This window comes from Streptomyces sp. NPDC037421, from assembly GCF_055602105.1.
Genome location: NZ_JBVJWV010000018.1, coordinates 1 through 17,087 on the forward strand (window position 1 = coordinate 1; position 17,087 = coordinate 17,087).

The window sequence follows — 17,087 nt, forward strand, 5'->3', positions numbered from 1 at the left end:
CCCCCCCCCCCCCCCCCCCCCCCCCCCCCCCCCCCCCCCCCCCCCCCCCCCCCCCCCCCCCCCCCCCCCCCCCCCCCCCCCCCCCCCCCCCCCCCGCGGCCGTTACCGGGGCGAAGTCTCACCGGGGGCTCCGGGGGTGACTCCGCGCGGTAGCCGGGGGAGGAGCCCCGTCCCGGCGCAGGAAGGCGGCCGTGGCCGCGTAGAGCAGGGCCACGCTGATGAGCAGGGTGACGGACCGGCCGTCGGTGGGGAGCATGAGGGACGCCACGGCGGCCGCCCCGACGAAGGCGATGTTGAAGAGCACGTCGTAGACGGAGAAGACCCGTCCCCTGAACTCGTCGTCCACCCGGGACTGCAGGACCGTGTCGGTGGAGATCTTGGCGCCCTGGGTGGTGAGGCCGAGGACGAACGCGGCGACGAGCATGGGCCCGGGCGCGAAGAAGAGCCCGAGCGCGGGCACCAGCACGGCCGAGGCCGCCGAGCAGACGACGATCCAGCCCAGCGGTCCGAGACGGTTCACCAGCCAGGGGGTGACGAGGGCGGCCGCGAAGAATCCGGCCCCGGACACCCCGACGGCGATCCCCAGCAGGGCCAGCCCGTCGGACTCGTCGTCCGACCAGGAGTAGCGGCAGAGCATCAGCAGCATCACGGTCAGGGCGCCGTAGCAGAACCGCATCAGGGTCATCGCGGCCAGCGCCCGCGCGGCCTCCCGGCGGCCGGCGAGGTGCCTGAGGCCCTCGGCCATGCCCCGGACCGTGAGGGCGATCCCTTCGAGGAACGAGGGATGGTCGGGCCCGCCCCGGTGATCGGGCCCCAGGAGCCCGATGGCCAGGCGGAGCGAGACCAGGGCCGCGCACAGGTAGAGGGCGGCACCGAGCAGGACGACGAGGGCGTTGGACCCCGAGGCCAGCAGCCGGACGAGGAAGGCCAGCCCTCCTCCGGCGACCGCCGCGAGGGTGCCGGCGGTGGGCGAGAGGGCGTTCGCGGTGACCAGCTGGTCGGCACGGACGACATGGGGCAGGGACGCGGCGAGCCCGGCCAGGACGAAGCGGTTGACCGCCGTCACGGACAGGGCCGAGGCGTAGAAGAGCCAGTCGGGGACGTGGACGACGATCAGCACGCCGGTCACACAGGCGAGCAGGGCCCGAAGCAGGTTGCCGTAGAGGAAGACCTGGCGCCGGCGCCACCGGTCCAGCAGCACCCCGGCGAAGGGCCCGATCGCCGAGTAGGGCAGCAGCAGTACCGCCATGGCCGAGGCGATGGCCGCCGGCGAGGTCTGCTTCTCGGGGGAGAAGACCACGTAGGTGGCGAGCGCGACCTGGTAGACGCCGTCGGCTGCCTGGGAGAACAGCCGTACGGCGAGCAGGTTGCGGAAGTCCCTCAGGCGCAGGAGTACGCGCAGATCACCTACGACTGGCATGAGGGCAAGGGTCACACACACCGAGGGTCCCCGGACACATCGTCCGGGGACCCTCGGTGGAAGAACGGTCGAAGACCAGGTGTCCGGAGGACCCTTGGGCCGACTAGCGCTCGACCTCGCCCTTGATGAACTTCTCGACGTTGGCGTAGGCCTCGTCGTCGAAGTACTGGACCGGCGGGGACTTCATGAAGTAGCTGGAGGCCGACAGGATCGGGCCGCCGATGCCGCGGTCCTTGGCGATCTTCGCAGCGCGCACGGCGTCGATGATGACACCGGCGGAGTTCGGGGAGTCCCACACCTCGAGCTTGTACTCGAGGTTCAGCGGGACGTCGCCGAACGCGCGGCCCTCGAGGCGGACGTAGGCCCACTTGCGGTCGTCGAGCCACGCGACGTAGTCGGACGGGCCGATGTGGACGTTCTTGTCGCCGAGCTCACGGTCGGGGATCTGCGAGGTGACGGCCTGCGTCTTCGAGATCTTCTTCGACTCGAGGCGGTCGCGCTCCAGCATGTTCTTGAAGTCCATGTTGCCGCCGACGTTGAGCTGCATGGTGCGCTCGAGACGGACACCGCGGTCTTCGAACAGCTTCGCCATCACGCGGTGCGTGATGGTGGCGCCGACCTGGGACTTGATGTCGTCGCCGACGATCGGGACACCGGCCTCGGTGAACTTGTCGGCCCACTCCTTGGTGCCGGCGATGAAGACCGGGAGGGCGTTGACGAAGGCGACCTTGGCGTCGATGGCGCACTGGGCGTAGAACTTCGCGGCCTCTTCGGAACCGACCGGGAGGTAGCAGACGAGGACGTCGACCTGACGGTCCTTGAGGATCTGGACCACGTCGACCGGGGCCTCGGCGGACTCCTCGATGGTCTGGCGGTAGTACTTGCCCAGACCGTCCAGGGTGTGGCCGCGCTGAACGGTCACGCCCGAGTTCGGGACGTCGCAGATCTTGATGGTGTTGTTCTCGCTGGCGCCGATGGCGTCCGAAAGGTCGAGGCCGACCTTCTTCGCGTCGACGTCGAAAGCGGCGACGAACTCGACGTCACCCACGTGGTAGTCGCCGAACTGGACGTGCATCAGACCGGGGACCTTGGACGCCGGGTCGGCGTCCTTGTAGTACTCGACGCCCTGCACCAGCGAGGCGGCGCAGTTGCCCACGCCGACGATGGCTACGCGAACCGAACCCATTCCGGTTGCTCCCTGTTTGTTCTCGGAAACGAGGCCTGCGAGATACAGGCCTCACTTTGCAGTTTCGTCGGGCGGTCCGGATCGTCTCCGATCACGTCCCGCCCGCTCGCTCTCGATGAGCTCGTTGAGCCAGCGCACTTCACGCTCGACGGATTCCATTCCGTGCCGCTGCAGCTCGAGCGTGTAGTCGTCCAGGCGTTCCCGTGTACGGGCGAGCGAGGCGCGCATCTTCTCCAGGCGCTCCTCCAGCCGGCTGCGGCGGCCCTCCAGTACCCGCATCCGCACATCTCGCTCGGTCTGGCCGAAGAAGGCGAAGCGGGCGGCGAAGGACTCGTCCTCCCATGTGTCGGGGCCGGTGTGGGAGAGGAGCTCTTCGAAGTGCTCCTTACCTGCTGCCGTCAACCGGTAGACGATCTTGGCGCGGCGCCCTGCGAGTGAAGCGGCGAGAGCGTCTTCCGGGGCGTTCCCCGGTTCTTCGATCAACCAGCCGTTTGCGACCAGAGTCTTGAGGCAGGGGTAGAGAGTCCCGTAGCTGAACGCCCTGAACACCCCCAGCGAGGTGTTGAGCCGCTTGCGGAGCTCGTAACCGTGCATGGGGGATTCACGAAGCAGGCCGAGGACGGCGAACTCGAGGATGCCGGAGCGCCTGCTCATCCGCCTCCCTCTCTCTGCTTCGGAGTTTATGTCGAGCTGATGTATCGGCTCGATACATCCAGACGATAGAACGGGCTGCTCGAAGCGACAAGCGGTGACGTGGTGACCGGCGTCACATCACCGATTCGTACGACGCAAGTTGCCTGATTTGGGGTGAACTTCGGCACTGGTTGGGTTTTGGCCGTGCGTAGTCTGTGCGGCAGGACCACCGGGGGGGAACCGGAATCACCTGCCGCTTCCAGGCCACTCGCCTGCCCGAGGAGTAGTCGTTCGATGAGCGAGCACCGCCGTAAACCGCCGCAGCCCCAGGGCGGCGGCCGCGCCGCGTCCCGCAGGGCCGCCCCGCAGCACCCCGGCCGTGGTGCCGGACCCGGCCGTGACGTCCCCGCGGCGCCGCCCGGCGGACCGTATGCGGAACACGGGGCGCACGGGAGCCGCGCCGATGCCCGCCGGGCTGCCCAGCGGAGCCCAGCCGGCCGCGGACGCGCAGGTGGGAAGGGGGGCAGGGGCGGAAAGGGAGGCGGTCGGTTCATCGACTACCCCCGTGCCGGCAAGGTCGGCTGGAAGCGTTTCGTGCCGTCCTGGAAGCTGGTCGGCGGTACCTTCCTGGGCTTCTTCGCAGTGATCTTCGCGGGCGCCGGCATCGGCATCGCCAGCGTGGGCACCCCGGACGTGAACAAGGCCGCCAAGGCGCAGAACAACGTCTTCCAGTGGGCCGACGGAACCCAGATGGTCGCCACCGGCGGCACCACGAACAGGCAGATCGTCCCGATCGACCAGATTCCCCTGTCCATGCGGAATGCGGTGATCGCGGCCGAGAACGAGTCGTTCGAGACGGACAAGGGCGTCGACCCGATGGGCATCGCGCGGGCCGTGGTGAACATGGCCACCGGCGGTTCCACCCAGGGCGGCTCGACCATCACCCAGCAGTACGTCAAGAACAACTACCTCGACTCCGAGCAGACCCTCAAGCGCAAGGTCACCGAGCTCTTCATCGCGATCAAGCTGGGTGTCGGCGAGGAGAAGGACGTCGTCCTCGCCGGCTACCTGAACACCGCCTACTACGGCCGCGACGCCTACGGCATCCAGGCCGCCGCCCGCGCCTACTTCGGCAAGGACGCCAAGGACCTCAACCCGTCCGAGAGCGCCTTCCTCGCCGCCATGCTCAAGGGCCCGAACCTCTACAACCCGGACGGCGGCATCGGTACGGCCGCCACCCCGGAGGCCAACGAGAAGCGCGCCCGGCTCCGCTGGGCGTGGGTACTCGACCGCGAGGTCGCGGTGGGGCGCATGGCCAAGGCGGAGCGGGACAAGTACAGGGAGTTCCCCGCCCGGGTGGACTCCGAGCAGGCCCGCGGGATGTCCGGCCAGACCGGCTACCTCGTCGAGGTGGCCAAGCAGTACGTCATGAAGACCACCGGCATCACCGCCGAGAAGATGGCGCTCGGCGGCTACACGATCACCACCACCTTCGAGAAGCCCAGGGTGGACGCCCTGGTCAAGGCGGTGGAGGACACCCGCAACGACTTCCTCGACGAGAAGAAGCGGCCCCAGTACGACACCTTCGTGCAGTTCGGCGCCGCCTCCGTGGACGTGAAGTCCGGGGCGATCGTGGCCCTGTACGGCGGGCCCGGCTGGGACCACAAGTACTTCGCCAACAACGCCAACACCTCCGGCGTCCCCGTCGGCTCGACCTGGAAGCCGTACGTCCTCGCGGCCGCCATGCAGTACGGCACGCAGAACTCCAAGGGCTCGGGCATCTCGGTCGACAGCAAGTACAACGCCGACGACCTCACCGTGATCAACAACCGTGAGGGCAAGCCGCTGCTCGCCAACGACGGGACGCCGTTCCGGCAGAAGAACGAGAGCGAGTACCCCTACGGCTACGTGACCCTCAACGAGGCGATGGAGAAGTCCATCAACGTCCCGTTCGCCCAGCTCGTCTTCGACGTCGGCCACAGCAAGGTCCGCGAGGTCGCGAAATCGACCGGGATCCTGGAGGAGTCGATGGACAAGAACAACAACGCCTCCTTCGCCCTCGGCACCTCGACGCCCAGCGCCATCCGCATGGCCGACTCCTACGCCACCTTCGCCGCCTCCGGCACCCACCGGGAGCCCTTCTCCGTGAAGAAGGTCGTCAAGGACGGCAAGGAGGTGCCCGGCTTCGCCCCGCCCAAGGAGTCCCGCGCCATGGACGACTCCATCGCGGACAACGTCACCAAGGTCCTGCGCAACGTCGTCGAGAACGGCACCGGAACCAAGGCGAAGAAGCTGGGCCGGCCCGCGGCCGGCAAGACCGGCACCACCGACCAGAACAAGTCGGCCTGGTTCGTCGGCTACACCCCGGAGCTGTCCACCTCGGTCACCCTCTTCCGCAACGACCCGACCTCCAAGAACAAGGAGCTCATGTCCATGAACCACGTGGGCGGGGTCGACTCCATCCACGGTGGTGACATCCCGGCGGCCATCTGGACCGAGTACATGCGCGAGGCGCTCAAGGGCACCCCGGTCAAGCAGTTCCCGGAGGCCGAGGACATCGGCGTCATCGCGGACGCGGCCGGCGCCCCCCAGCCCACCCCCTCGGCCGTACCGTCGCCCTCCGTCCCGGTATCGCCCTCGCCCAGCACCTCGCCCTCGGTGTCCCCGTCGCCGTCCGGCAACGGCAAGCCGACCTGCAAGCCCAGGCCCTGGAACCTGAACTGCGACCCGACGGTCACCGGCGGCGCGAACGCGGGAGCCGACGGCGGCACCGGCTCCGGCGGCTCCCCCGACGGCGGCACCACCACGATGCCCTCCCCGACCACGCGCCCCGGCCGCCCGGGCGGATCGAGCAACTGGGGCAGCATCATGGGCGCCTCCGGCTGACCCGGACCCCGTACCGCGCCTGAGAGGGCCGTCGCACACCGTGCGGCGGTCCTCCCCCGTACACGGCGCGGTACGGCAGGATGGGCGCCATGACCAAGGTGCACGAGGACCGCCCCGTACCGCCCACCCAGCACGACGAGGTCGCCGCCGCCGGCAGCGAGTTCATCGGGGGACCGGTCGGACGCCACGCCCGGCTGGGAGGCCACTGGCTGAGCCCGGTCCGTGTCGTGGTCCTCGTGGCCCTCGGCATGTTCGCCCTGGGCATGGTGCAGAAGCTGCCCTGCTACGACTGGGCCTGGTTCCGGGGAGCGGGCTCGCAGTACACCCACGCCTGCTACTCCGACATCCCGCACCTGTACTCCGCCCGCGGCTTCGCCGACGGCCTCGTGCCCTACCGCGACGAGTTCCCCGACGTCGCGACCGACCCGAAGTACGGCGGCATGCAGTACCTCGAGTACCCGGTGCTCACCGGGGCCTTCATGCAGGTCGCCTCCTGGATGACGCCCACCGCCGGCTCCATCCAGCACCGCGAGCAGATGTACTGGATGGTCAACGCGGGCATGCTGATGGCCTGCGCCGCCGTCATCGCCGTCTGCGTCGCCCGCACCCACCGCCGCAGGCCCTGGGACGCCCTGCTCCTCGCCCTGGCACCGGCCTTCGCGCTCAACGCCACCATCAACTGGGACCTGCCGGCGGTGGCCCTCGCCGCCGTCGCGATGCTGATGTGGTCGCGCGGCCGGCCCCTGCTCGCCGGCGTCTTCATCGGCCTGGCGACCGCGGCCAAGCTCTACCCCGTCCTGCTGCTCGGAGTGCTCTTCGTGCTCTGCTGGCGGGCCGGGAAGTGGCGGGCGTTCGGCGCCGCCGCCCTCGGCGCGGCCGCCTCCTGGCTCCTGGTGAACGGCCCGGTCATGTACTTCGCCTGGGACGGCTGGAAGCGGTTCTACGAGTTCAGCCAGGAGCGGCCCATCGACTTCGGCTCCGTCTGGCTGCTGATCTCCCAGCGCACCGGCAACCCCCTCGAAGGGGCCAACACGTACGCGACCGGGCTCACCCTGCTGCTGTGCCTCGCCATCGGACTGCTCACCCTGACGGCCCCCAGGCGCCCGCGCTTCGCCCAGCTGGCCTTCCTGGTCGTCGCCGCGTTCATCCTGGCCAACAAGGTGTACTCGCCGCAGTACGTGCTGTGGCTCGTCCCGCTCGCCGTGCTGGCCCGCCCCCGCTGGCGGGACTTCCTGATCTGGCAGGCGGGCGAGATCGCGTACTACCTCGGGATCTGGTTCTACCTCGCCTACACCAGCAGCGGGGACAAGCACCAGGGCCTGCCCGTGGAGGGCTACCAGCTGGCCATCGCCGCCCACCTGCTGGCCACGCTGTACCTGTGCGCCGTCGTCGTACGCGACATCCTGCTGCCCGAGCGCGACGTCGTGCGGCGCGACGGCTCGGACGACCCCTCCGGCGGCGTGCTGGACGGGGCCGAGGACGTCTTCACCCTCTCGGAAAGGGCGAAGGCGCCGCGGTACGCGGCGCCTTCGGAGGGACAGCGGGTCGCCTGGGGCGTGGACCCCAGGGACTGACCGGGCCTGCTGGCCCGGGAACCGGGGGCCGGCTCAGGAGTCGAGCACCCGGTCGAACTGCGTCGTGGTGTGGCGCAGGTGGGCCACCAGCTCGTCGCCCACCTTCGGCTCGGTCGCGTCCGAGGGCACGAACAGGATCGACACCTGCATGTGCGGCGGCTCGGCGAACCAGCGCTGCTTGCCCGCCCAGACGAAGGGCGACAGGTTCCGGTTGACCGTGGCCAGACCGGCCCGGGCGACGCCCTTGGCGCGCGGCATCATCCCGTGGAGGGCCTTGGGGGCCTCCAGGCCCACGCCGTGGGAGGTGCCGCCCGCGACCACGACCAGCCAGCCGTCGGAGGCGGCCTTCTGCTGGCGGTAGCCGAAGCGGTCGCCCTTGGCGACCCGGGTGACGTCCAGGACCGAGCCCCGGTACTGGGTCGCGTCGTGGTCGCCCAGCCACAGGCGGGTGCCGATGCGGGCCCGGAAGCGGGTCTGCGGGAACTGCTGCTGGAGCCGCGCCAGCTCCTCGGCCCGCAGGTGGCTGACGAACATGGTGTGCAGCGGCAGCCGGGCCGCGCGCAGCCGGTCCATCCAGCCGATGACCTCCTCGACGGCGTCCGAGCCGTCGGGGCGGTCCAGCGGCAGGTGCAGGGCGAAGCCCTCCAGCCGCACGTCCTCGATCGCCGACTGGAGCAGGCCGAGGTCCTGCTCGGAGATGCCGTGGCGGCGCATCGAGCTCATGCACTCGATGACCACACGGGCTCCGACCAGGCCGCGGACCCCGTCCACCGAGGCCACCGAGCGGATCACCCGGTCGGGCAGCGGCACCGGGTCCTCACCCCGCCGGAAGGGGGTGAGGACGAGCAGGTCGCCGCCGAAGTGGTCCTTGATGCTCGCGGCTTCGTACGTGGTGCCGACGGCCAGGATGTCGGCGCCCATCCGGGTCGCCTCCTCGCACAGCCGCTCGTGGCCGAAGCCGTAGCCGTTGCCCTTGCAGACCGGGATCAGACCGGGGAACTGGTCCGTGATCTGCTTCTGGTGCGCACGCCAGCGCGCGGTGTCGACGTAGAGCGTGAGCGCCATGCCCGTCCGGAACCTCTCTCGAAAAACAGCTGGGTCAGCGGCGCGACATGTAGATGTCGAGCGCCTTGTGCAGCACCTTGTTGAGCGGGAAATCCCACTCGCCGACGTACTCGACGGCCTCGCCGCCCGTACCGACCTTGAACTGGATCAGGCCGAACAGGTGGTCGTTCTCGTCCAGCGTGTCAGAGATGCCGCGCAGGTCGTAGACGCTGGCACCCAGTGCGTACGAATCGCGCAGCATGCGCCACTGCATCGCGTTCGAGGGGCGGACCTCGCGCTTGTGGTTCGCGGATGCGCCGTACGAGTACCAGACGTGCTGGCCGACGGTGATCATCGTGGCGGCGGCCAGCGGCTCACCCTCGTGCTTCGCGATGTACAGGCGCATGCGGTTGGGGTCCTCGGAGTTGAGGGCCGTCCACTGACGCTGGAAGTAACTGAGCGGGCGCGGGCGGAACTTGTCGCGCTCGGCCGTGATCTCGTAGAGGTACTGCCAGGTCGGCAGGTCCTCGTAGCGGCCCTGGACGACCTCGACGCCGGCCTTCTCGGCCTTCTTGATGTTGCGGCGCCACAGCTGGTTGAAGCCCTTGAGGACGTCGTCCAGGGAGCGGTTGGCCAGCGGGACCTGGAACACGTAGCGGGGCTGGACGTCGCCGAAGCCGGCGCCGCCGTCCTCGCCCTGCTGCCAGCCCATGCGGCGCAGCTTGTCGGACACCTCGAAGGCGCGGGGCTCGATGTGCGAGGCCTCCACGTCACGCAGGCGCTTGACCTCGGGGTCCTGGATGCCGGCCTTGATGGCGGCCGAGTTCCAGCGGCGGATGACGACGGGCGGACCCATCTTCACGGTGAAGGCGCCCTGCTGCTTGAGGTGGGCCAGCATCGGCTGGAGCCACTCGTCCAGGTTCGGGGCGTACCAGTTGATGACCGGGCCCTCGGGGAGGTACGCGAGGTACCGCTTCACCTTGGGCAGCTGGCGGTACAACACGAGTGCGACGCCGACGAGTTCGCCGTTCTTGTCGAACCAGCCGAGGTTCTCCGACCGCCACTCGTTCTTGACGTCGGCCCATGCCGGGACCTGGCAGTGGCTAGCCGAAGGCAGGCTCTGGAGGTACGCCAGATGCTGCTCTCGGCTGATGGTGCTCAGGGACAGGCTCATGCGGGGTGTCTCCTCCGGCGGCTTCGCTGCTATGGCGCGAAGCCTACTGCGACGGTGGCGCCACCCATCTGGGGGACAGGCCGGTGCCTGGGCCGGAGGGAGGCCGGCGCCCCGTCGCGGAGGTCCCCCGGTCAGCCCAGCCAGCCGCCGAAGAGGCCGCCGTGCGCCATTCCGAGCATGAAGCCGATGGCAGACGCGCCAAGGCCGATGATCAGCGCGAAGCGCTCGCGGGTGGTGGCGGAGATGAACTGTCCGTACAGCCCGGTCCCGATCCCGATCAGCCCGGCCCAGGAACTGAGCAGGTGCAGATTGTGGAAGAACGCAGTGACGAACGCCACGGCGCCGAGGACCAGGGTGACCACCATCAGGGTGTCCTGGACCGGGTGGGGCTTGCCGTCGGTGGAGAGGAGCGAGATCGGCGGGCGCGAGGACTGGGGATGCATTGCCTGTGCCATCGGAAGGCACCTCCTGGCTGACGCAGAGCGGTGCGCGGCGCTGCCTCCGGCCTGGGGCGGGGGGCACGGCACCGGCACACCCGATGGATACAGATTGTGGCCCTCTCCTGCCGGATTTCAACCGGAAGGACGCGAGCAGGTAGTCTGTACAGCTGCGCGGTGTCTGCTCTCGGACGCCGTGCGCACGCATCACGACCCTCCTGCCACGGAACGACCGTGGCCGCTGAGTCCAAAGGAGGTGGGTTCCACATGCGTCACTACGAAGTGATGGTCATCCTCGACCCCGATCTGGAGGAGCGCGCTGTCGCCCCCCTGATCGAGAACTTCCTCTCCGTCGTCCGTGAGGGCAACGGAAAGGTCGAGAAGGTCGACACCTGGGGCCGTCGTCGTCTCGCTTACGAGATCAAGAAGAAGCCCGAGGGCATCTACTCGGTCCTCGACCTGCAGGCCGAGCCTGCGGTCGTCAAGGAGCTCGACCGCCAGATGAACCTGAACGAGTCGGTTCTCCGGACCAAGGTCCTCCGCCCCGAGACCCACTGAACTTCGGTTCAGCGGTAATCGGGACCGAGTAGCACAGCAGCCCAGCAGCAATCCCCGCCGAGAGGTTCATCCATGGCAGGCGAGACCGTCATCACGGTCGTCGGCAATCTCGTCGACGACCCCGAGCTGCGCTTCACCCCCTCGGGTGCGGCGGTCGCGAAGTTCCGTGTCGCGTCCACCCCCCGCACCTTCGACCGTCAGACCAACGAGTGGAAGGACGGCGAGAGCCTGTTCCTGACCTGCTCGGTGTGGCGGCAGGCGGCTGAGAACGTCGCCGAGTCCCTTCAGCGGGGCATGCGCGTCATCGTGCAGGGCCGGCTGCGGCAGCGGTCCTACGAGGACCGTGAGGGTGTCAAGCGCACGGTCTACGAGCTGGACGTCGAGGAAGTCGGCCCCAGCCTGAAGAACGCCACGGCCAAGGTCGCCAAGACCACCGGTCGCGGTGGCCAGGGTGGATACGGCGGCGGCGGTCAGCAGCAGCAGGGCGGTGGCGGCGGCTGGGGCGGAGCCCCCAGCAACGGGCCCCAGGGCGGCGGAGCTCCCTCCGACGACCCGTGGGCGTCCAGCGCGCCGGCCGGCGGCCAGCAGGGCGGCGGCGGGGGCGGCTGGGGCGGAAGCTCCGGCGGCTCCGGCGGTGGCTACTCGGACGAGCCGCCCTTCTAGGGCAGCTCCTTCCAAACTTCTTGATCACACAGGAGAGACACAATGGCGAAGCCGCCTGTGCGCAAGCCTAAGAAGAAGGTCTGCGCGTTCTGCAAGGACAAGACCGCGTACGTGGACTACAAGGACACGAACATGCTGCGGAAGTTCATTTCCGACCGCGGCAAGATCCGTGCCCGCCGCGTTACCGGCAACTGCACGCAGCACCAGCGTGACGTCGCCACGGCCGTGAAGAACAGCCGTGAGATGGCGCTGCTGCCCTACACGTCCACCGCGCGATAAGGAAAGGGTGACCGACTAATGAAGATCATCCTGACCCACGAGGTCTCTGGCCTCGGCACCGCCGGCGATGTCGTCGACGTCAAGGACGGTTACGCTCGCAACTACCTGGTCCCGCGTGGTTTCGCGATCCGCTGGACCAAGGGTGGCGAGAAGGACGTGGCGCAGATCCGCCGCGCCCGCAAGATCCACGAGATCGCGACCATCGAGCAGGCCAACGAGGTCAAGGCCAAGCTCGAGGGCGTGAAGGTCCGTCTGGCCACCCGCGCGGGTGACGCCGGTCGCCTCTTCGGTTCCGTCACCCCGGCCGACATCGCTTCTGCGGTCGAGGCTTCCGGTGGCCCGAAGGTCGACAAGCGTCGCGTGGAGCTGGGCTCCCCGATCAAGACCCTCGGTTCGTACCAGGTCTCCGTGCGTCTGCACGCCGAGGTCGTCGCGAACGTGGGCATCGAGGTCGTCGCCGCCTAAGGGCAGCGCGTGAAGGGCCGCACCCTCCGGGGTGCGGCCCTTCGTCGTTCCCGGCCCTTCGTCAGGGGCTGGGCGGTGTTCAGGGGGGATGTTTCACGTGAAACATCCCCCGGTCACCGGGTGGCTCCCGCGACCAGCCAGCGGCCGGAGCGGGCGCGGAGCTGGAGGGTGGCCATCCGGACCAGCATCATCAGCGTCATGGCCCACCAGAGCGCCGTCAGCCCGCCGCCCAGGGCGGGGACCAGGAGCGCGGCCGGGGCGAAGACGGCCAGGGTCAGCAGCATCGCCCACGCCAGGTAGCGCCCGTCGCCCGCCCCCATCAGCACTCCGTCCAGGACGAAGACGATCCCGCAGACCGGCTGGCTCAGGGCCACGACCAGCAGGGCGGGCAGCAACGCGTCCTCGACCACGGGGTCGCCGGTGAACAGCGGGATGAACACGGGACGTGCCAGGACGACCAGCAGGCCCAGGACGACGCCCGAGACCACACCCCACATCAGCATCCGCCGGCAGACCGTCCTGGCCTCCTCGGTGTCGCCGGCACCCAGGTAGCGGCCGATGATGGCCTGGCCGGCGATCGCGATCGCGTCCAGGGCGAAGGCGAGCAGGCTCCAGAGGGACAGCAGTATCTGGTGGGCCGCGATGTCCGCGTCCCCCAGCCGGGCCGCCACGGCGGTCGCGATCATCAGGATGGCGCGCAGGGACAGGGTGCGGACCAGCAGCGGCACACCGGCTTGGGCGCAGGCGCGGATGCCGGCCGCGTCGGGCCGCAGGGAGGCGCCGTGGCGCCGGGCGCCGCGGACGACCACGAAGAGGTACGCGCCGGCCATGGCGCACTGGGCGATGACCGTGCCCCAGGCCGATCCCGCGATGCCGAGGCCGGCGCCGTAGACCAGGGCCACGTTGAGGGCGCCGTTGAGGGCGAAGCCGCCGATGGCCACGTAGAGCGGCGTGCGGGTGTCCTGGAGGCCGCGGATGACACCGGTGGCCGCCAGGACCATGAGCATGGCGGGAATGCCGAGCGCGGAGATCCGCAGATACGTTTCTGCGTAAGGGGCGGCCGTCTCCGAGGCTCCGAAGAGGGAGACCAGGCCGGGCGCGGTGAGCAGGACGGCGACGAGGACCGCGGTGCCGAGCAGGAGGGCGAGCCAGATGCCGTCCATGCCCTGCCGGATGGCGGCCTGGAGGTCGCCGGCGCCGACGCGCCGGGCCACGGCCGCGGTGGTCGCGTAGGCGAGGAAGACGAAGACGCTCACGGCGGTGGTCAGGAGCGCCGCCGCTACGCCGAGGCCGGCCAGCTGGGGGGTGCCGAGGTGTCCCACGATGGCGCTGTCGGCCATCACGAAGAGCGGCTCGGCCACGAGGGCGCCGAAAGCCGGCACGGCGAGCGCGAGGATCTCGCGGTCGTGTCGTCTCGCAGTGGACTTCGCCGTGGTGGGGGCCTGTGTCATGTGCTCAATCTAATCTTCCACAGGTAATGGATACAAGGTTATTTGGGTCCTTACCAAGCCTCTGACTTGGGCGTTCTTTCCGGCCCGTTGGGGGCGATCTTGAGACAGTGGCCAAGAATTTTCTCCACCGCCGCTGATGGAGGAGAAAGTCGCAGGTCAGGCGGGGTGCCGGGAGGGGGTGGGTGATTTTGTCCACAGCGTCGTCCCCCGCTCTGTGCACAGCTTCGGGCGACTTACCCACAGCATTGGGTCCGTCGTCCACATCTCATCCACACAGCCTGTGGATAACAAGATTGGCTGACGTCGCTCGCGGCCCTACCGTTGTGCGTTGCCCGACGCGCCCAGAGCCGTTTCGGGTGTCCCAAATGTCAGAGCCGTGTCGTAGAAAGATTGCCACGGCGAGGTCCGCGTTGCGGACGGGAGGAGGTGGCCCGGTGAGCATGCCCGAGCCCATGGACGACCCCTGGGCCGACAGCGGTCCCAGTGACCGTCTGCCCGCCCGCTCGCGCCGGGGCGGCGAAGGCCGCGGCCGCGGGGACGACCAGCAGGACCGGGGCCGCGAGGGCGGCTCCTGGGACGGCGGAGGGGGCGGCTTCGAGCGCGTCCCGCCGCAGGACCTGGACGCCGAGCAGTCGGTGCTCGGCGGCATGCTGCTGTCCAAGGACGCGATCGCCGACGTGGTCGAGGTCCTCAAGGGCCACGACTTCTACCGGCCCTCGCACGAGACGATCTACCAGGCCATCCTCGACCTGTACGCGAAGGGAGAGCCCGCCGACCCCATCACGGTCGGCGCCGAGCTGACCCGCCGCGGTGAGATCGGCAAGGTCGGCGGCGCCTCGTACCTGCACACCCTGGTGCAGTCCGTGCCGACCGCGGCGAACGCCGAGTACTACGCGGAGATCGTCCACGAGCGGGCCGTCCTGCGCCGCCTCGTCGCGGCCGGTACGAAGATCACACAGATGGGCTACGCGGCGGACGGCGACGTCGACGAGATCGTCAACAGCGCCCAGGCCGAGATCTACGCCGTCACCGAGCAGCGGACCTCCGAGGACTACCTGCCGCTGGGCGACATCATGGAGGGCGCGCTCGACGAGATCGAGGCGATCGGCTCGCGCTCCGGCCAGATGTCCGGCGTGCCGACCGGCTTCACCGATCTCGACTCCCTGACCAACGGCCTGCACCCGGGCCAGATGATCGTCATCGCCGCCCGCCCCGCCATGGGCAAGTCGACGCTCGCGCTGGACTTCGCCCGCGCCTGCTCCATCAAGAGCAACCTGCCGAGCGTCATCTTCTCCCTCGAAATGGGCCGCAACGAGATCGCCATGCGCCTGCTCTCGGCGGAGGCCCGGGTGGCGCTGCACCACATGCGCTCGGGCACCATGACCGACGACGACTGGACCCGGCTCGCCCGCCGGATGCCGGACGTCTCGGCCGCCCCGCTGTACATCGACGACTCCCCCAACCTGTCGATGATGGAGATCCGGGCCAAGTGCCGCCGGCTCAAGCAGCGCAACGACCTCTCCCTCGTCGTCATCGACTACCTCCAGCTGATGCAGTCGGGCGGCTCGCGCCGGCCCGAGAGCCGCCAGCAGGAGGTCTCGGACATGTCCCGAAACCTCAAGCTGCTGGCCAAGGAGCTGGAGGTGCCGGTGATCGCGCTCTCCCAGCTGAACCGTGGCCCCGAGCAGCGCACCGACAAGAAGCCGATGGTCTCCGACCTGCGTGAATCCGGCTCGATCGAGCAGGACGCCGACATGGTGATCCTGCTGCACCGCGAGGACGCGTACGAGAAGGAGTCGCCCCGCGCGGGCGAGGCGGACCTGATCGTCGCCAAGCACCGAAACGGTCCGACGGCCACCATCACCGTGGCCTTCCAGGGCCATTATTCGCGGTTCGTGGACATGGCCAACACGTAGCATCCGATCATGGACGCGCTCTCTGAAGACCTGGAACTTCTCCCCGCCACCCGGCGTGCCCTGAGGCACCGGGTGGCCGTCGCCCAGCGCGAGGGCCGGTCCCCTTCGCTGGTGGCGGCCGTCGTACGCGGTGGCGAGGTGGTCTGGGAGGGCTCCCGGACCTCCGTGGAGGGCCATGGACCGGACGGGAACGTGCAGTACCGGATCGGCTCGATCACCAAGACCTTCACCGCCGTCCTTGTGATGCGGCTGCGCGACGAGGGCCTGCTGGACCTCTCGGACCCGCTGGGCAAGCACCTGCCCGGGAGCGGCGCGGACGAGGTGACCATCGCCCAGCTGCTGGCCCACACCTCGGGTCTCGCGGCGGAGACCCCGGGCGAGTGGTGGGAGCGCTCGTCGGCGGCGCTGCGGCCGGAGCTCGCCGACGTGCTCGGCGAGGAGCCGTTCAAGCACGTGCCGGGGACCCGGTTCCACTACTCCAACCCCGGATACACCCTGCTGGGTTCGCTCGTGGAGGCGCTCCGGGGCAAGCCGTGGGAGGAGGTGCTGCGCGCCGAGGTACTGGAGCCGCTGGGGCTCGGCCGTACGAGCGGTCTGCCGCAGGCTCCGCACGCGGGCGGCTGGGCGGTGCACCCGTGGGCGGACGTGATGATGCCGGAGCCGTCCGAGGACCTGGGGCTGATGGCGGCGGCCGGTCAGCTGTGGTCCACCACCGGAGACCTGGCCCGGTTCGCGCGGCTGCTGATGCGGGGTGACGACCGGGTGCTGAGTGCCGAGAGCGTACGGGAGATGCGTACTTCGGTGGCGCCCCCGGAGCCCGGCTCAGCCGACCTCGGGTACGGGCTGGGACTCCAGGTGGCGGACCAGGGCGGACGTCGGATCGCGGGGCACGGCGGTTCGCTGCCCGGGTTCGTCGCGGGCCTCTGGTTCAGCGAGGCGGACGACGTGGCGGCGGTCGTACTGGCGAATTGCACCTCGGGCCTGCCGGCCTCCACGGTGGCCGCCGACCTCGTCGCGATCGTCGCGGAGGCGGAGCCGCGCATCCCCGAGCCGTGGCGTCCGTTCAAGGAGGACGACCAGGTGCCGCTGGAGCTGTGCGGCCCCTGGTACTGGGGTACTTCGGCGCAGGTCCTGCGGCTGAACCAGGACGGCTCGCTGGAGCTGAGCCCGGTCGGCGCCACCGGCCGGACGGCCCGTTTCCGCGCCGGACCGGACGGCACCTGGACCGGCCTGACGGGCTACTACGCCGGCGAGACGCTGCGGGCGGTCAGGCGTGAGGACGGCTCCGTGAGCCACCTCGACCTCGCGTCGTTCGTCTTCACGCGCGAGCCGTACGACCCGGCGGCCCCGGTGCCCGGCGGGGTGGACCCGCAGGGCTGGCGCGGCATCGGCTGACGCCCG

At 69.7% G+C, this 17,087-nt stretch carries 15 protein-coding genes; 8 read left to right on the forward strand and 7 right to left on the reverse strand.

Annotation, left to right across the window (positions count from 1 at the left end):
- Window positions 1-118: 118 nt before the first annotated feature.
- The 3 genes from ACZ7IF_RS24000 to ACZ7IF_RS24010 form a co-directional block, all read right to left on the reverse strand.
- Window positions 119-1,420: an MFS transporter gene (locus ACZ7IF_RS24000; RefSeq protein WP_470974696.1), complete on the reverse strand. Its 1,302-nt coding sequence runs from the start codon at window positions 1,418-1,420 to the stop codon at window positions 119-121.
- A 103-nt stretch (window positions 1,421-1,523) separates the two neighbouring features.
- Window positions 1,524-2,606, reverse strand: a complete 1,083-nt coding sequence (locus ACZ7IF_RS24005; protein ID WP_470974699.1) for an inositol-3-phosphate synthase — start codon at window positions 2,604-2,606, stop codon at window positions 1,524-1,526.
- Between the two features lie 51 nt (window positions 2,607-2,657).
- Complete coding sequence (locus tag ACZ7IF_RS24010) at window positions 2,658-3,260, reverse strand: PadR family transcriptional regulator (RefSeq protein WP_249766869.1); 603 nt, start codon at window positions 3,258-3,260, stop codon at window positions 2,658-2,660.
- 273 nt (window positions 3,261-3,533) lie between these two features.
- Here ACZ7IF_RS24010 and ACZ7IF_RS24015 point away from each other — a divergent pair, with 273 nt between their 5' ends.
- Window positions 3,534-6,125 carry a transglycosylase domain-containing protein gene (locus ACZ7IF_RS24015; protein WP_470974704.1) on the forward strand — a complete coding sequence of 864 codons (2,592 nt, stop codon included), beginning with the start codon at window positions 3,534-3,536 and terminating at the stop codon, window positions 6,123-6,125.
- Window positions 6,126-6,214: 89 nt separating this feature from the next.
- Window positions 6,215-7,699, forward strand: coding sequence for a glycosyltransferase family 87 protein (locus tag ACZ7IF_RS24020; protein WP_470974706.1), 1,485 nt, complete (start codon window positions 6,215-6,217; stop codon window positions 7,697-7,699).
- A gap of 33 nt (window positions 7,700-7,732) precedes the next feature.
- Here ACZ7IF_RS24020 and ACZ7IF_RS24025 read toward each other — a convergent pair whose 3' ends face one another.
- The 3 genes from ACZ7IF_RS24025 to ACZ7IF_RS24035 all read right to left on the reverse strand — a co-directional run bounded on the left by ACZ7IF_RS24025 (window position 7,733) and on the right by ACZ7IF_RS24035 (window position 10,372).
- The gene (locus ACZ7IF_RS24025; RefSeq protein WP_007265251.1) at window positions 7,733-8,764 is read right to left on the reverse strand and encodes an alanine racemase; all 1,032 of its coding nucleotides are present in this window, start codon (window positions 8,762-8,764) and stop codon (window positions 7,733-7,735) included.
- Window positions 8,765-8,798: 34 nt separating this feature from the next.
- Complete coding sequence (locus ACZ7IF_RS24030; RefSeq protein WP_470974709.1) at window positions 8,799-9,917, reverse strand: lipid II:glycine glycyltransferase FemX; 1,119 nt, start codon at window positions 9,915-9,917, stop codon at window positions 8,799-8,801.
- Window positions 9,918-10,048: 131 nt separating this feature from the next.
- Window positions 10,049-10,372 carry a hypothetical protein gene (locus tag ACZ7IF_RS24035; protein ID WP_470974713.1) on the reverse strand — a complete coding sequence of 108 codons (324 nt, stop codon included), beginning with the start codon at window positions 10,370-10,372 and terminating at the stop codon, window positions 10,049-10,051.
- 249 nt (window positions 10,373-10,621) lie between these two features.
- Between ACZ7IF_RS24035 and rpsF the strand changes: the two genes are divergently transcribed.
- The 4 genes from rpsF to rplI all read left to right on the forward strand — a co-directional run bounded on the left by rpsF (window position 10,622) and on the right by rplI (window position 12,319).
- Complete coding sequence (rpsF, locus tag ACZ7IF_RS24040; protein ID WP_007265254.1) at window positions 10,622-10,912, forward strand: 30S ribosomal protein S6; 291 nt, start codon at window positions 10,622-10,624, stop codon at window positions 10,910-10,912.
- Window positions 10,913-10,984: 72 nt separating this feature from the next.
- Window positions 10,985-11,575, forward strand: coding sequence for a single-stranded DNA-binding protein (locus tag ACZ7IF_RS24045; RefSeq protein WP_125813384.1), 591 nt, complete (start codon window positions 10,985-10,987; stop codon window positions 11,573-11,575).
- Between the two features lie 42 nt (window positions 11,576-11,617).
- Window positions 11,618-11,854, forward strand: coding sequence for a 30S ribosomal protein S18 (rpsR, locus tag ACZ7IF_RS24050; protein ID WP_005315025.1), 237 nt, complete (start codon window positions 11,618-11,620; stop codon window positions 11,852-11,854).
- 18 nt (window positions 11,855-11,872) lie between these two features.
- A complete protein-coding gene (gene rplI, locus ACZ7IF_RS24055) occupies window positions 11,873-12,319 on the forward strand; it encodes a 50S ribosomal protein L9 (protein ID WP_125594108.1) in 447 nt (148 codons plus the stop codon).
- Window positions 12,320-12,432: 113 nt separating this feature from the next.
- Here the strand turns inward: rplI and ACZ7IF_RS24060 are convergent, their stop codons facing one another.
- Window positions 12,433-13,770, reverse strand: coding sequence for an MATE family efflux transporter (locus ACZ7IF_RS24060; protein ID WP_470974715.1), 1,338 nt, complete (start codon window positions 13,768-13,770; stop codon window positions 12,433-12,435).
- A 452-nt stretch (window positions 13,771-14,222) separates the two neighbouring features.
- On the opposite strand from ACZ7IF_RS24060, the gene dnaB reads away from it, so the two are divergent.
- On the forward strand, window positions 14,223-15,686 hold the full coding sequence (gene dnaB, locus ACZ7IF_RS24065; protein WP_362456874.1) for a replicative DNA helicase: 1,464 nt from the start codon (window positions 14,223-14,225) through the stop codon (window positions 15,684-15,686).
- A 9-nt stretch (window positions 15,687-15,695) separates the two neighbouring features.
- Window positions 15,696-17,081 carry a serine hydrolase domain-containing protein gene (locus ACZ7IF_RS24070; protein ID WP_470974718.1) on the forward strand — a complete coding sequence of 462 codons (1,386 nt, stop codon included), beginning with the start codon at window positions 15,696-15,698 and terminating at the stop codon, window positions 17,079-17,081.
- The last annotated feature ends 6 nt before the right edge of the window (window positions 17,082-17,087 follow it).